This is a genomic window from Lactobacillus sp. ESL0701, from assembly GCF_029433445.1.
Taxonomy (GTDB): domain Bacteria; phylum Bacillota; class Bacilli; order Lactobacillales; family Lactobacillaceae; genus Lactobacillus.
In genome coordinates this window covers 189,381-203,097 of the sequence record NZ_JAQTIC010000003.1, presented here as the reverse complement: position 1 = coordinate 203,097, position 13,717 = coordinate 189,381, and the positions used below count along the sequence as shown (strand labels likewise).

Genomic DNA, 13,717 nt, shown 5'->3' with positions numbered 1-13,717 from the left:
ATCTCCTATCAATCATTATTAATATTTTGCTGTATTGCTTTAACTAGTGAAGTAGTTGATTGATTATTTTCAATTTGCAAAACATAACCTTGTGTTCTAATTTCATTAATATACTTCACGATTATATCTATTTGTTCATCGTCAAATTGTCCCTGACCATTAATTTGCACGGGAATAAAAATAAACAAATTATCTTGCTGCGGCTCAAAACTAATTGTTTGAACCGTTGATGTATGTGTTCGCACACATACATTTAATACCGGCATAAAATCCGATCTTTTATTATAATGCGTCCAAATTGTGCGTATATTGCCAATATCTTTAACTGTAAAAGTATATTCCTCAAGAACTGGCACCTCAGCAAGTAATAAATGCTGAAAATACAACTTTTGATTACCCAGACTAGCTAAATCAAAACGATATTTTACTTCTTCAGGCTCTAAGCTAAACTCGCCCTCTTTAGAAGTAAAAATGCGATAATCTCTTTGCTCTAAGTTACTATCATAGGTAGTCAAAGCTAATGCAATCGAATCAATCGGTTGTTCTTCACTTTCAATTTGATATTGATACTTAGTACCGATTGCTAATCTTGGCATGGTTATATTAGGAACAAAGTCGGCCGTTTCAAGATGGCGTTCCTCCCAAGTCACAATCGCTTTACCGGGAGAAACAATCGCATTTTGATAAAAAAGATCTTCATCTCTAAAATTAACTTTCGCACCATACAGATAGATATACGCCATATTCTGCGGTCTAAAAAAGAAATGTGCTGTCAGTAACTTTTTTTCAGTCATTGTGTAACAACTTCCTTCATCATCATAATTGGAGAAACTTGCTCAGTCCCAGCCATAATTTGCTCATTATGCCAAATTAATAGCTGGGACAAAATTTGCAGAACATCTCTGCGTGGTCCAGCAAGAAACTGCTTATTATCATCTTGCGGCAGCTGCAATTTACTTGGAAAGAAATCATCACTTGCAGATAATTCTCCTGAAAATAATAAGCAGACATAGCGTAAACGACTATTATCTACCACTGTTTCCCAAGCAGAATTAACCAGTTGCCAAGCATTTTGGTTAGCCAACCACTTAACTTCAGCTTGTTTAATAGTTACACATTCATTAATTTGTGCTTGCTCATCTTGGGAATAACCTTGACTTGCCAAAAGTAAAAATTGTTTACTCCAGACAGTATCCGTTATCACTTTTGATTCCATATCAAGCGTTAAATACGCTACATAGCGCGTATCAGGCTCAGTTAAGCAAGTCATCTCAATATATCTACTCTCTTCAACAACTGGTGCTGAATACTTAGATACAATGAATTTATCATTTTCATCTGTAAAAATTACACATTGATTTTCTTGATCCCAATGCCAATATCGCTCATCGGGTCCAAAGCTAACATGTGTTGGCAAGCCTACAGTATGATCTGGATTCAACCTAATCATTAAAATGGCGTTATTTCTGCCCATATAAATAGTTATCTCGGGCTTGCCTGTTTTAAAAACAAAGTCATGTCCTGAACAAAGCGCGATTACTTCATCTTCAGTCATTATTCACCCCCTACTTATGTTTAAACCAGGATTCACCATTCCGATCAGCATACATAAAACGTGATGCTACTTTACGACCATGACAAATACGTCCTTCAAAAAAGGTATAGGCAATATAATTTACAATTGCCATCTCAAAAATACCAAAATGTGTATTTCCCTGACCTAAATATTCTTGAACAGTATCATCAGTATACAGTTTCATAAAGATACCCAAAAATTCAAGTAATGTTTGTCGTGTACCCACAAGAATGCCTGCATTTAATAACTGTAGATATTTATTTTTATGAGTAAAATCAGTTAAATAATCCGGCTTCCCATCATCCTCAATAATATACGTGTTTAGGTCATTATATTCATCACCAATATATAATACATTATCTTCAATATCATTGAAAGGGTAGTTCATCATTTCAACATCAGCGACATCCACCAAGGCTGCCTGATCAATCTCAAAATGCTTTAGCAAATATTTATATGCAAATTCCCAACGCGAAAAATAAAATTTTATTCCTTCATAAGGATAATGAGCAAACGGCTGACATTCCACTGCCCTCACTAATTCTGGTAGTTCTTGGTCATTTTTAAAGTTAATTAGAATGTCCGTTTCAACGCCAAATTTACTTACCGAGGTTGTTAACTGCTGTGAAATTTCAGCAAGATCAACTGCTTTTTCAGACTCATTGGTTAGATATTCACCAATAACTACATTTTTCATAAAATTAATTTTTCCAATCTCTTAAATAAAACGCGTCTAGTTTAGATAATAACATAGACTTATTCTATCACTAAATTAACTTATTTTTTATTAAATTTTACGCCAAAATAGATTAATAATTATAAGTACTTTAGCTCGTCACATATACTTACCATAATATTAGTCATGCTTATTACTATAATTCAGCTTTCTTAACTTAGCAATTACTAGTCTAAAAATATTTTGGGCAAAAAAATAAAGCGAACAAATTCGCTTTATTTTAAATTAATTATTCTTTGTTACTTTTAAATAGATTGGCCACAAAATTGCAATAACCACACCAAGCCCTAAACCTGTCCATAACATTGTTGAGGTAGTAAAGCCAATTCCACTATAAATAGCACCACGTAAGTTAATAACTAATTGACCTGTAAAGTATTGCAGAATACCAAACGACCCAAGAGCTGTTAATAATAACGCTATTGAGGCACCATACTTACCAAAGAGTACTAATAATGCCGCTAATACAAAGCCTAAGATAATTACTAGGATTACGTAATGAAAAATATTAATAACTTGCTCTACCTGCTTATTATTGGTAGCTAATTCGTGATTAATATCCCGCAAGATTATATGATTAACTGCCTTTTCTGTCTGATTATCCTGTGGCAGCGATAAATTCTTAGCTGTTAATTCACCATTAGCTTCATAAGTTACACTAAGATTATACAACCCCATATAAGACAGGTCGTGATGATACTGCTTCGGTAATTGATCCAAAACCTTGTCTTCTAGTCCTGCACTTTGGGCCAATTTTAAGGCATCTTTGAGAGTTGTGCTGCCTGATGTTGTCGCATTTTGATTAATAACCGTACGGGCCATCTCATGAACATTAGTTACGTTAACCGTAACTGGGCTTTTAAGCGTCAAGTAGCCACAAGCAAAGATAACGACTATGAATACTGCTCGCAGCAGCATTTGCACAACTTTTTTCATCAAATTATTCTCTCACTCTCTAACAATCATGAGCACCGGTAGCTAAGCAATTACAATCAACCGTGTCTGGAGCCGTAGTAGCCTTTTCATTCAATTCCTGCTCAATGGTCGCAATATCTCCCTTGGATAAAGGCATCCCCTTCAAGATTTCAATTAACATTTGTCCCTTGTGCATGTCGCACATATGACTCATCATCTCAGTTGTCACTTGCACCATCATCTGGTTTTCAGTTACCGTCGCATTATAAACAAAACGACGACCATCTTTGCGCGTCTTCAGCAAGCCTTTTTTTACTAACCGACCCATTAAGGTTTTGATGGTTGACTCGGACCACTTTTTTTTAGCCTGCAGCTGCTTAATGATATCGCCGGTATGACTTGCTCCCAGGGTCCATACAATTCGCATAACTTCCCATTCAGCCTCGGAAATATTATGTTCTTTAATTTTTTCTGTCATCTTGTTAACTCAATCTTATTCTACTACAATACGAGCTTTTTAAGTGCTTTAGCAATTCCATCATGGTCATTATCATCAGTTATATAATCAGCTGTATCCTTGATTTGCTCTGTGGCATTACCCATTGCTACCTTATAGAAATTAGGATTGCTAAACATTGAAATATCGTTGCCCTGATCGCCAAAGACCATCACCTGTCTTTGGTCAATCTTAAGTCGATCAGCCAGTTCCATTAGGGCATTGCCCTTAGAAGCACCTATTACGTTAAGTTCTACCATACTTGGAAAACTGCGTACAACGTCGTATTTGGCAAAGACCCAATCAGGAATGTTGTTCCATAATTTATCAACCTCCGCCTCACTCTCGGTCATACTAAAGCCAACCTTGTTAAAAGTAAAGTCCTGAGGAATTTCTTCAGTCTTGCGCACCTTAATTGTAGTCAAATTAACAGATGCATTCATTGTTAAGTCATGTGCGAGGTCGCGATCACAAGTCCAGAAGCAATCTGGCGTTTCAAAATGTAAATTAATATGTGCCAGCCGCTGCAAACGCAACATATTAGTAAAGTCGCGATAGTCCATTTTCATGTCCATCATTACCTTACCAGCTAAGTTTTGAATAACTGCACCATTAAACACAATATTATATTGGTCACTGCCAGATAATCCAAGCTGTCGATTATACGGCATGACCCCAGATAGTGGTCGACCCGTTGCTAACACAACTTTAATTCCTTGACCACTTATTTGTTTTAAAACTCTTTCCGTTTCCGGTAAGATTTGCTTACTAGTTGTCAGCAGCGTGCCATCAAGGTCAACTGCCACTAATTTAATCGCCATAATTTACCTCCCACAGCTTAATTCATCCCCTTTATTATACAAAAAGTCGTAATTACTTACGACTTTTTTCAATAATTATTCTACTGTAACGCTCTTGGCAAGATTGCGAGGCTTATCGACATCAAGACCTTTATCCTTAGAGGCATAATAGGCAATCAGTTGTGCGACTACCACTGTAATCAGTGGTGAGAGATAGTAATTTAGTTTAGGTAATACAACATCGTCATCCGGCTTTGCCAATTCCTTAGTGGCAACAGTAATTACACTAGCGCCTCTGGCAATTACTTCTTGGATGTTGCCACGCATCAGGTCTGCGGTTACCGGATCATTAATTAGAGCAACAACTGGGGTATCCTTTTCAATTAAGGAAATTGTTCCGTGTTTTAATTCTGCAGCTGCAAAGCCCTCTGTTTGAATATAAGAAACTTCTTTCAACTTCAAAGCTGCTTCAAGAGCTACCGGATAATCAATTCCCCGTCCAATGTAAAAAGCATTGCGTGATGGCACGATATATTCATCGGTCAATTGCTTAATATGCTTTTGTTCAGTCAAAATCTGCTCAATTCCTTCAGCAGCAAGACCCAAATCATGGGTTAAATCTAAGTCCCGGGCAGCAGCAATTTGCCGCTTCTCCCCAATTGCCTTAGCTAAGACAGCTTGGGTAGCAACTTGAGCAATATAAGCCTTAGTTGAAGCAACGGCAATTTCTGGACCAGCTTCAAGTGACATTGAATATGTTGCTTCCCGCGCCAAAGTTGAACCTGGCACGTTCGTTAGTGTCAAACTTGGTAAGTTACGCTTAATTGCGGCTTGCAAAACGACACGCGAATCAGCAGTTTCACCAGATTGTGATAAGAAAATCAAGAATGAATTCTTAGGCATCATTGGGAAGTGGTAACCAGCTTCAGAAGCAAAGCCAACTTCGGTTGGAATTCCCGTGTATTTTTCTAATAAAGCCTTACCGACTAAACCAGCATGGTAGCTCGTTCCTGCCGCAAAAATATAAAACTTCTCAGCTTGAGACAAGGCATCGACAATTTGCGTATCAACTTTAGGTTCACCATTTTCATCAAGGTAATATTGCACTAAGTGGCGCAATACACTTGGCTGCTCAGAGATTTCCTTTAACATGTAAAACTCATAAGTTCCCTTTGAAGCAGCATTAGGATCAATATCTAAATGATGCGGCGTGCGCGTTACTTTTTCACCAGTAATGGTTTCTAATTCATAACCATCTTTAGTAATGTCAGCAACTTCGCCATCATGCAAATCGACAAAAGTTTTAGTTTGATCTAGGACTGACAAAGCATCTGAGGCAATAACGTTAAAGCCATCACCTAATCCCAACATCATTGGTGACTTGTTTTTAGCAACATAAATGTGACTAGGATTAGTATTATCAACCAGCAAGATTGCGTAAGAACCCTTGATAAGTTGCAGTGCCTTTTTCAAAGCAGTAAAGGCATCAAGTTGCTCATTACGGGCAATTTTACTAATTAATTGAACTACAACCTCAGTATCTGTGTCTGACTTAAGGTCTACTCCTTGTAAGTAATTATCTTTAAGTTCCTGATAGTTTTCAATTACACCATTATGAACCATGTAAAAGCGATTAGTTTCATCAAATTGCGGATGAGCATTAGCAGTAGTTGGCTTACCATGTGTTGCCCACCGCGTATGACCAATACCAACTTGACCTTGTTCGTCTGGGGTCATTTCATCCTTCAAATTCTGAATGCGGCCAACCGTTTTCGTTAAATATTCGTTGCCTTGAAGGTCATTAAGATAAATTCCAGCCGAATCATAGCCACGGTATTCCAAGTTAGTTAAGCCGCTGAGAACAATTTCTCTGGCTGATTTACCAACAATTCCAACAATTCCACACATATTTTTCTCCTTTGGTCTAGTTCAATTTTTTAAGACAAATTGATTTTGAGTTTCTAGTTATAGAAGGAATATTAGTCTATTTATGGTGATTGGTCAAGTACATAATTTGGTAATTGGTATAGACTAAGGTAGAGATAGTCTGTCATAGCAAAAAAGAAGCAGAGAAAAATATTTTTCTCTGCTTCTTTTTAATTTAAATTACTAGATACCCATTTCTTGCTCAACAACATCGGTAATGCGTTTAACATAAGCATCAGTTTCTTTTTGAGTTGGACCTTCAGCCATTACCCGCAACAATGATTGCGTACCAGATGGTCGAACTAAAACGCGACCTTCACCAGCCATATCAGCTTCAACTTCCTTAATTACATCAAGGATTGGTTGGTGCTTACGCCAGCTCTTCTTGTCATCGACAGGAACATTAACCAAACATTGTGGATATTCCTTAAAGTCAGCTAACAATTCAGTCAATGACTTACCAGTTCTTTTCATAACCAGCATCAAATGTAAACCCGTCAGCATTCCATCACCAGTGTTATGATAATCGCTCATGATAACATGACCTGATTGCTCGCCACCAAGGTTATAACCATTAGCACGCATTTCTTCAGAAACATAGCGGTCCCCAACTTGAGTGCGGACATTTTTGATGCCTTTTCTTTCAAGTGCCTTGGTAAAGCCAAGATTACTCATGACAGTAGTCACAATTGTATCGTTTTTGAGGCGACCACCATCAGCCATATAAGTACCTAAGACATACATAATATGATCGCCATCAACTTCATTGCCGTTTTCATCAACAGCAATACAGCGATCGGCATCCCCGTCAAAGGCCAAGCCTAATTGGGCACCTTGCTTAACTACTTCTTCTTGCAACTTTTCAGTATGAGTCGCACCAACGCCATCGTTAATGTTCATCCCATTTGGATGAGTAGCAATCGTGGTAAAGTCAACGCCGCAATCCGCAAATAGCCGCGAAATTAATCTACTGGCAGCACCATTAGCGCCATCAATTACAACTTTAATTCCGTCAAGGTCTTCTGGAATTGTATTTTCAATGAATTGGAGGTACTTAGAACTACCTTCATGAAAGTCGGTTACTGTACCTAAGCCTTGAGCTGATGGTCGTGGTAAAGTATCTTCCTTAGCATCGATTAATTTTTCAATTTCGCCTTCCATTTCGTCAGACAACTTCAAGCCATCGCTACCAAAGAATTTAATGCCGTTATCTTGAACCGGATTGTGTGATGCCGAAATCTGCACACCAGCATCTGCACCTTGAGCACGTACTAAGTAAGACAAACCCGGTGTAGTAATAACGCCAACTTCCAAAACTTCAATGCCCACCGACAATAAGCCTGAAATCAAGGCATATTCCAGCATCTGTCCTGACATTCGGGTATCACGAGAAACCAAAACCTTGGCTTGCTGGTCCTTAGCCTTATTTTTTGTCAAAACATAGCCGCCATCGCGCCCCAACTTAAATGCTAATTCTGGAGATAAATCTTGATTTGCGACCCCACGTACACCATCGGTACCAAAATATTTTAACATTAAAAACAACCTTCCTTTTCTAGCTTTTAATTATTTAGAATCATTTGCATTTGCAACTTTAATTTGTACGCTTACCTTAGAACTACTTGCCCTAGTAACATCATTTGGCAGCTTTAACGTCACCATCTTAGTAGTTGAAGCATTAACACCACTTAGGTCAACAGGAACCGTTAATTTGTTAATCTTACTCAGTACTGATTGTTTACCATAAATGGTCACGTAATCATTTTTAGCCGTCAATGAGTAGACTTTGCTAGTGTTTTCATGCTTAGGTACCAACTCTAATTTAACCTCTTTTTTGGCAATTGAAATTGGCAGCATTACCTTAGCTGTTGCCGGCTCAATAATCACGTTAAGCTGCTGCCCCTTGCGGTCTTCAGCAATCAGATTAACCTGCCGTTCAAATGAATGATTAATGCCGTTCGGCAAAACGGCTTTAGCAACAATTTGGTCAATTTGATCAACCTCACTACGTGAACCTGTCACTTCAACTTGTTGCGGGGTAACAGTTACCTTACCTAACTTATAACCGCGTGCCACAGCAGTTTTATTATACTCTATTTGAACAGGCATTGTCGTCGATTTTCGTCGTTGAATATTTACATGCACGGTTTTAGGACTGATTGTATATGCCAATTGTTTACTTAAACCACTAACATGCACGTGAACGTCATGTTCACCAATACTTTTATTCGTTAAATCAATGTAGGCACGGAAGTTTTGCGTATTAATCGTTGAAGTAACCAAGGCATTCGCGCCCTCCAACGTAACACTAACCTTAGCTGGATAACCCACAACATAGTAATTATCGGTATCAACTGAAACCTGCAGCGGTACCTTGACGGTTCGAGTTTGAGTAGCGGTCTGTTTAGTACGATCAGATTGCCCCTGCGTCATGAAGCCTTCTTGGGTATAATTAATGTAAATAACCAATAAGATCGCAATCAATAATGATACAAGCCGAATAAACCATGACTTATGCCAAAAATTCTTCATCGATCAGCACCCCACTTCCAGATTTTGCCCAATATTTTTTGGTACCACTTGGTATCCTTTTCTTTTTTAGGTACAAGCTCTGCTTTTAGGTATTTCAGGTATTCATCACGAGTCATATCAAGTAAGAAGCGACCATTGCGGGTAATCGTTACGCCGCCAGTTTCTTCTGATACTACAATGGTAATGGCATCAGTCACTTCAGAAATTCCAACTGCCGCACGGTGCCTGGTTCCCAACCGCTTAGGGATCATGGTACTATCTGATAGTGGCAAATATGCGGCAGCCACGGCAATTTGGTGATCTTGATTAATAATTACCGCTCCATCATGCAGTGGAGTATTAGGAATAAAAATATTAATTAATAATTCACCGGTAACATCAGCGTTCAACTTAATGCCAGTTTCAATGTACTCATCAAGTCCGGTTTCCTGTTGAATCGTAATCAAAGCACCGATTCGCCGTTTAGACATATACTGAATTGCCTTGTCCAGTTCCTTAATGAACTTAATCGACTCATCCCGCGCACTTTCCTCACGACCGCCAAATATCGGCAGTCTACCTAAATGTTCAAGACCACGCCTAATTTCTGGCTGAAAAATCACGATAATCCCAACAACCGACCATGACACAATCTGATCAATTAACCATGTGGTTGTATGCAGCTGCAGAATGCCGGCAATAATGCGAACAATAAAAATCAGCACAATTCCCTTAGCCAGCTGCACTGCCTTGGTCCCCCTAATTAAAATAATTAGGTGATAAACCAAAAACCAAATAATCAAAACGTCGAGCACCAAAGAAAAGTTACTCCACGTAAAGATATTTGTTAGATTAAAATGCATAAATACTCCTTTCTGATAGGATGTTCTTAATCAGCTTTCTGACCAATAATTCTAACCTCAGTTTGTAAATCAATGGCGAATTTTTCTTTGATAACTTTCTGAATCAAATGAATCAAATCTAGGTAATCCGTTGCTGTTGCACCGCCCTTATTGACAATAAAGCCAGCATGCTTGGTTGAATCTTGCGCGCCACCAATTTGCCTACCCTGTAAGCCAGCCTGAATAATCATCGGTCCAACATAATGGTCTTTGGGTCTCTTAAAGACACTACCACAAGATGGATATTCCAGTGGTTGTTTGTAACGCCGTAAGGCATTTAAATAATGCATATTCGCCAAGATTGGTGCCTTTGGGGCTGATGTCAACTCAAAAGTAGCTGCTATTACAATGTCGCCAGTTTCCTGGATTAATGAGTGCCGGTAAGAAAACTGCATTTCATCCTTATTATAAGTTCTTAATTCCCCAGCACGTGTTAAAACCCGAACTGACTTCACAGCCTCACAGGTTTCACCGCCATAAGCACCAGCATTCATGAAGATAGCGCCGCCAACACTTCCAGGAATCCCAGCCGCAAACTCTAACCCACTTAAGCCGGCATTAGCGGCGGTAAATGCAGTATCAACAATTCGTGCACCAGCTTGTGCTGTCACCTGCTCTGCCGTTACCGTAATCTGCTTCATCTGCGTTAAAATAAGCACTAACCCGGCAATCCCACCATCACGAATAATTAGGTTTGAAGCATTGCCAATTACAGTTAAGGGAAGCTTTGATTGCTGCGCGGCTGTTACTAGCTGCGTTAATTCTGTTTCATTCTTAGGAAAAGCAAGATATTGCGCGGGACCACCAGTTTTAGTAAATGTATATTTACTAAGTGGAACTTGCTCTTTAATGTCAATTCCGTACTTTTTTAAATTCAATAATTCCAAAGCTAAACGTCCCTTCAATTACATCTTGTTATATTCTACCGCATTAATCTGCTAGCTTCATCCTATGTTATACTAAAATTAAGTTTTTAAGGAGAAATAATGAACTTTATCGCAATGGACTTTGAAACTGCCAACCGTCATCCAGAAAGTGCCTGTTCACTAGCATTGGTGATGGTGCGAAATAATCAAATTGTCGACCGCTTTTATACTGTAATTAATCCGCAAATGCCGTTTGATGCACGCAATATTCAGATACATGATATTACAGCAGCTGATGTTGAAGACGCGCCAACAATGGCAGAGGTCTGGCCGCAAATTAAGGCTTTATATCAGCCCGGAATGTTGGTTGCTGCTCATAATGCCCGCTTTGACACCAACGTTATGCGCCAAAGCTTGGCTCGTTATGATATTCAAGAGCCGCATTATTTTGTCATTGATACTCTGCAGACTAGTAAATTATTTGAGCCCGAGCTTAAAGACCACAAGCTGGACACAGTCGCCAATTCTTTAAATGTTGAATTATGGCATCACCACAATGCCCTCAGTGACAGCGAAGCTTGTGCCGGCATTTTAATCTCTCAAGATCAACAGTTTGGTGATGAAGCAATTAAAAATCTGGTTTATCAAATATAAAATAACCTTGATAGTTTTCGCTATCAAGGTTATTTTGTTTCAACAAATCTTGGCAACATCAGTTAACAATTGCGCAGGTAATTGTTCTGGAGTTTTTGCCAATAATTGATGATAATGCTTAATTAACAGCTGAGCCAAGACAATTACAACTTCCTGCCTCGTTCCTGAAATTAGCTGTGAATTGACGGTTAACTTTTTAGTTAATAGTTCTTGACCAAACTTTGTTATTCCTACCAAAACAATACCCACTTGCTTTATCCGTTCATCAGCATAAATTTCTTGCCAGACTTGTTTAATTAAAGTCCAAGAATTATCCTCCAGATCATCTAACCAATGCACAATACAATTATTATCTAGCGCATAATTTTCAACTGCGGTTTTATTCGAATTATTGACCATAAAAATAACCCGTTGACTTGCTAAAACAGGCTTTTGTTCAATTGAACTAGTAAAAGTAAAATCTTTATAGAGAATATACCGTTTATTAGAATCCGTCATATTCTCTAAAATAAAATAGTGGTCATTAGGTTTTGTGGGCAATAAATATTTAGCAACAATCCAGTTTTGATCCCAATTTGTTAAAACAATCAGTTGCTCTCGTTCATCAAACTCCCAATAACGTTCCTCTGGATAAAAACCAATTTTCGAAGGAAAAAGCAACCTATGATCTTGGGAAAAGATAACTGTCAAATACGCTGCCTCTTCTGACATCAATACAACTGACCAGTTACCATTATCTAGTTTGGACTGAAAGCTGAAGACTCGATCGCTAACCAACTGCAAAAATTCATGTTCATTCACATTAGTACCTCACTTATCATTTGTGCTTAAACCAAGCAGCTGAAGTTCGCTCAAAATATTGAAAACGCGTCACGACTTGCCGACCATGACATAAACGGTCTGTAAAACACTGATAAGCAATGTAATTTACCAATGACATTTCATAATTGCCTAAATGTTCCTCATCTGGATGAATTGTCTGCTCATATGCATCCTGAACATATAATTCAGTTAAAATTCCCAAAAATTCCAGTAAGACCTGCCGTGTTCCTACTAGTACTCCAGCATTTAATAATTGTAAGTGACAATTTTGTCGAATAAATTGTGCTAAATATCGCGGCTTTGAATCATTTTTAATAATTTCTGTCTGCAAATCAACACCTTCATCGCCAATATATAGGGTATCCTCTTGAAGATCCGCAAACGGATAATTCATCATTTGAACATCGCCGGCGTCAACCAAGGCAGCTTTTTCAATTTCTGGATGCTTTAGTAAATATTCAAAGGTAACTTCCCAACGCAAAAAATAAAATTTATCACTAGGATAATGAGAAAAAGGCTCCACATTAATGATTTTTTGCAATGGCGGTACAGTATTCTCATTTTTAAAATTAACTAATGTATGTAATTCCAGACCAAAGCGACTAACTGATGCATACAATTGTTGAGTCTTTTTAATGATGTCAACGTCAGTCATAATTTCATTATTTTGAGCATTATACATTTTAGTAAAAAACTGTGCGATTACCACATTTTTCCCCACGGCAAATACTCCTACCTAACAATTACTTGATCTAACAATTCAACTGGGGTGTGCAATTCTTGATTGCCCGTTAATTGTTCATGATAATGTTTGATTAGTAATTGTGACAAGACCACCACAACATCACCCTTTGTACCTGAAATGAATTTATCATTATTTTCTTGATAACTAAGAGTTAACTTGTTGGTCAAAACCCGCTTAGTGTCTGGATAGCCACCAAAATATACACAAGTATCTTTAAGTGCAAAATCATTAGTTATTGCGTTCCAAACCTCATTAACAAAGTCCCATCCATCCTTAGCAAAAAGATATTTAATTTCACAGCACTCTTTTACCGAATATTGCTCAATGCTAGTCCTAATTTCGTCATCTTCTAAGTCATCTTTCAAGAAGATAACTCGTTGGCTATTTAAAACGCTAGGAGAACTTTCTTGCTTATCAAAATCATAGTTTAAGTGGGTAACGTACTCTTTAGTCGGGTCAGCGATGTTCTTTAAAACAAAGAGATAATTATCTTGTTTATCTGGCAGCAAATATTTCGCAACAATGCGAGTTTGCTCCAAATTTTTCAAAATAATCATTTGCTCTTGTTCATCAAATTCCCAATAACGTTCCTCTGGATAAAAACCAACTGGTGCTGAAAATTTTAGTGTATGATCACGCGCAAAAGTAACTGCTAAGTATCCACCTGGATACATTCGCACCATTACCCAATTACCATCATCCAGTTTTACTTGGTAATTAAATGTCTTATGCTCAAAGCGCCGCAAAAATTCTTGTTCGTTCATTTTA

Annotated in this window: 15 protein-coding genes; 1 reads left to right on the top strand and 14 read right to left on the bottom strand. The window is 38.0% G+C overall.

Annotation, left to right across the window (positions count from 1 at the left end; genetic code table 11):
- Positions 1-8: 8 nt before the first annotated feature.
- The 11 genes from PT281_RS03920 to murB all read right to left on the bottom strand — a co-directional run bounded on the left by PT281_RS03920 (position 9) and on the right by murB (position 10,749).
- Positions 9-794 (bottom strand): accessory Sec system protein Asp3, encoded by a 786-nt coding sequence (locus PT281_RS03920; RefSeq protein ID WP_277152230.1) that lies wholly within the window; start codon positions 792-794, stop codon positions 9-11.
- Positions 791-1,555: a hypothetical protein gene (locus PT281_RS03915; protein WP_277152228.1), complete on the bottom strand. Its 765-nt coding sequence runs from the start codon at positions 1,553-1,555 to the stop codon at positions 791-793. Before PT281_RS03915 ends, PT281_RS03920 begins: the two co-directional genes overlap by 4 nt.
- 10 nt (positions 1,556-1,565) lie before the next feature.
- Positions 1,566-2,273 (bottom strand): hypothetical protein, encoded by a 708-nt coding sequence (locus tag PT281_RS03910; RefSeq protein WP_277152227.1) that lies wholly within the window; start codon positions 2,271-2,273, stop codon positions 1,566-1,568.
- Positions 2,274-2,537: 264 nt separating this feature from the next.
- The gene (locus PT281_RS03905) at positions 2,538-3,248 is read right to left on the bottom strand and encodes a hypothetical protein (RefSeq protein WP_277152225.1); all 711 of its coding nucleotides are present in this window, start codon (positions 3,246-3,248) and stop codon (positions 2,538-2,540) included.
- 19 nt (positions 3,249-3,267) lie between these two features.
- Positions 3,268-3,705 carry a CopY/TcrY family copper transport repressor gene (locus PT281_RS03900; protein WP_277152223.1) on the bottom strand — a complete coding sequence of 146 codons (438 nt, stop codon included), beginning with the start codon at positions 3,703-3,705 and terminating at the stop codon, positions 3,268-3,270.
- A 23-nt stretch (positions 3,706-3,728) separates the two neighbouring features.
- Positions 3,729-4,544 (bottom strand): Cof-type HAD-IIB family hydrolase, encoded by an 816-nt coding sequence (locus PT281_RS03895; RefSeq protein ID WP_277152221.1) that lies wholly within the window; start codon positions 4,542-4,544, stop codon positions 3,729-3,731.
- A gap of 75 nt (positions 4,545-4,619) precedes the next feature.
- Complete coding sequence (gene glmS, locus PT281_RS03890) at positions 4,620-6,431, bottom strand: glutamine--fructose-6-phosphate transaminase (isomerizing) (protein ID WP_277152219.1); 1,812 nt, start codon at positions 6,429-6,431, stop codon at positions 4,620-4,622.
- A gap of 201 nt (positions 6,432-6,632) precedes the next feature.
- On the bottom strand, positions 6,633-7,985 hold the full coding sequence (glmM, locus tag PT281_RS03885) for a phosphoglucosamine mutase (protein WP_277152217.1): 1,353 nt from the start codon (positions 7,983-7,985) through the stop codon (positions 6,633-6,635).
- Positions 7,986-8,015: 30 nt separating this feature from the next.
- Positions 8,016-8,981 carry a CdaR family protein gene (locus PT281_RS03880; RefSeq protein WP_277152215.1) on the bottom strand — a complete coding sequence of 322 codons (966 nt, stop codon included), beginning with the start codon at positions 8,979-8,981 and terminating at the stop codon, positions 8,016-8,018.
- A complete protein-coding gene (gene cdaA, locus PT281_RS03875; RefSeq protein ID WP_277152213.1) occupies positions 8,978-9,823 on the bottom strand; it encodes a diadenylate cyclase CdaA in 846 nt (281 codons plus the stop codon). The genes PT281_RS03880 and cdaA overlap by 4 nt, the downstream gene beginning before the upstream one ends.
- A gap of 26 nt (positions 9,824-9,849) precedes the next feature.
- Entirely contained in the window at positions 9,850-10,749 is a 900-nt protein-coding gene (murB, locus tag PT281_RS03870; protein WP_277152262.1) for a UDP-N-acetylmuramate dehydrogenase, read from the bottom strand.
- Positions 10,750-10,848: 99 nt separating this feature from the next.
- Here murB and PT281_RS03865 point away from each other — a divergent pair, with 99 nt between their 5' ends.
- Complete coding sequence (locus tag PT281_RS03865) at positions 10,849-11,382, top strand: 3'-5' exonuclease (protein ID WP_277152211.1); 534 nt, start codon at positions 10,849-10,851, stop codon at positions 11,380-11,382.
- Between the two features lie 39 nt (positions 11,383-11,421).
- Here PT281_RS03865 and PT281_RS03860 read toward each other — a convergent pair whose 3' ends face one another.
- From PT281_RS03860 to PT281_RS03850, 3 genes are read right to left on the bottom strand one after another with little or no spacing between them, the layout of a single operon-like run.
- Positions 11,422-12,183 (bottom strand): hypothetical protein, encoded by a 762-nt coding sequence (locus tag PT281_RS03860; protein WP_277152210.1) that lies wholly within the window; start codon positions 12,181-12,183, stop codon positions 11,422-11,424.
- Between the two features lie 16 nt (positions 12,184-12,199).
- Complete coding sequence (locus tag PT281_RS03855) at positions 12,200-12,925, bottom strand: hypothetical protein (RefSeq protein ID WP_277152208.1); 726 nt, start codon at positions 12,923-12,925, stop codon at positions 12,200-12,202.
- Between the two features lie 11 nt (positions 12,926-12,936).
- Positions 12,937-13,713 (bottom strand): hypothetical protein, encoded by a 777-nt coding sequence (locus tag PT281_RS03850; protein ID WP_277152206.1) that lies wholly within the window; start codon positions 13,711-13,713, stop codon positions 12,937-12,939.
- Positions 13,714-13,717 lie beyond the last annotated feature (4 nt).

Bases quoted from the DNA above. Each gene is read 5' to 3' on its own strand.
- PT281_RS03920 (WP_277152230.1), bottom strand. From the start codon at position 794: ATGACTGAAAAAAAGTTACTGACAGCACATTTCTTTTTTAGACCGCAG.
- PT281_RS03915 (WP_277152228.1), bottom strand. From the start codon at position 1,555: ATGACTGAAGATGAAGTAATCGCGCTTTGTTCAGGACATGACTTTGTT.
- PT281_RS03910 (WP_277152227.1), bottom strand. From the start codon at position 2,273: ATGAAAAATGTAGTTATTGGTGAATATCTAACCAATGAGTCTGAAAAA.
- PT281_RS03905 (WP_277152225.1), bottom strand. From the start codon at position 3,248: ATGAAAAAAGTTGTGCAAATGCTGCTGCGAGCAGTATTCATAGTCGTT.
- PT281_RS03900 (WP_277152223.1), bottom strand. From the start codon at position 3,705: ATGACAGAAAAAATTAAAGAACATAATATTTCCGAGGCTGAATGGGAA.
- PT281_RS03895 (WP_277152221.1), bottom strand. From the start codon at position 4,544: ATGGCGATTAAATTAGTGGCAGTTGACCTTGATGGCACGCTGCTGACA.
- glmS (WP_277152219.1), bottom strand. From the start codon at position 6,431: ATGTGTGGAATTGTTGGAATTGTTGGTAAATCAGCCAGAGAAATTGTT.
- glmM (WP_277152217.1), bottom strand. From the start codon at position 7,985: ATGTTAAAATATTTTGGTACCGATGGTGTACGTGGGGTCGCAAATCAA.
- PT281_RS03880 (WP_277152215.1), bottom strand. From the start codon at position 8,981: ATGAAGAATTTTTGGCATAAGTCATGGTTTATTCGGCTTGTATCATTA.
- cdaA (WP_277152213.1), bottom strand. From the start codon at position 9,823: ATGCATTTTAATCTAACAAATATCTTTACGTGGAGTAACTTTTCTTTG.
- PT281_RS03865 (WP_277152211.1), top strand. From the start codon at position 10,849: ATGAACTTTATCGCAATGGACTTTGAAACTGCCAACCGTCATCCAGAA.
- PT281_RS03850 (WP_277152206.1), bottom strand. From the start codon at position 13,713: ATGAACGAACAAGAATTTTTGCGGCGCTTTGAGCATAAGACATTTAAT.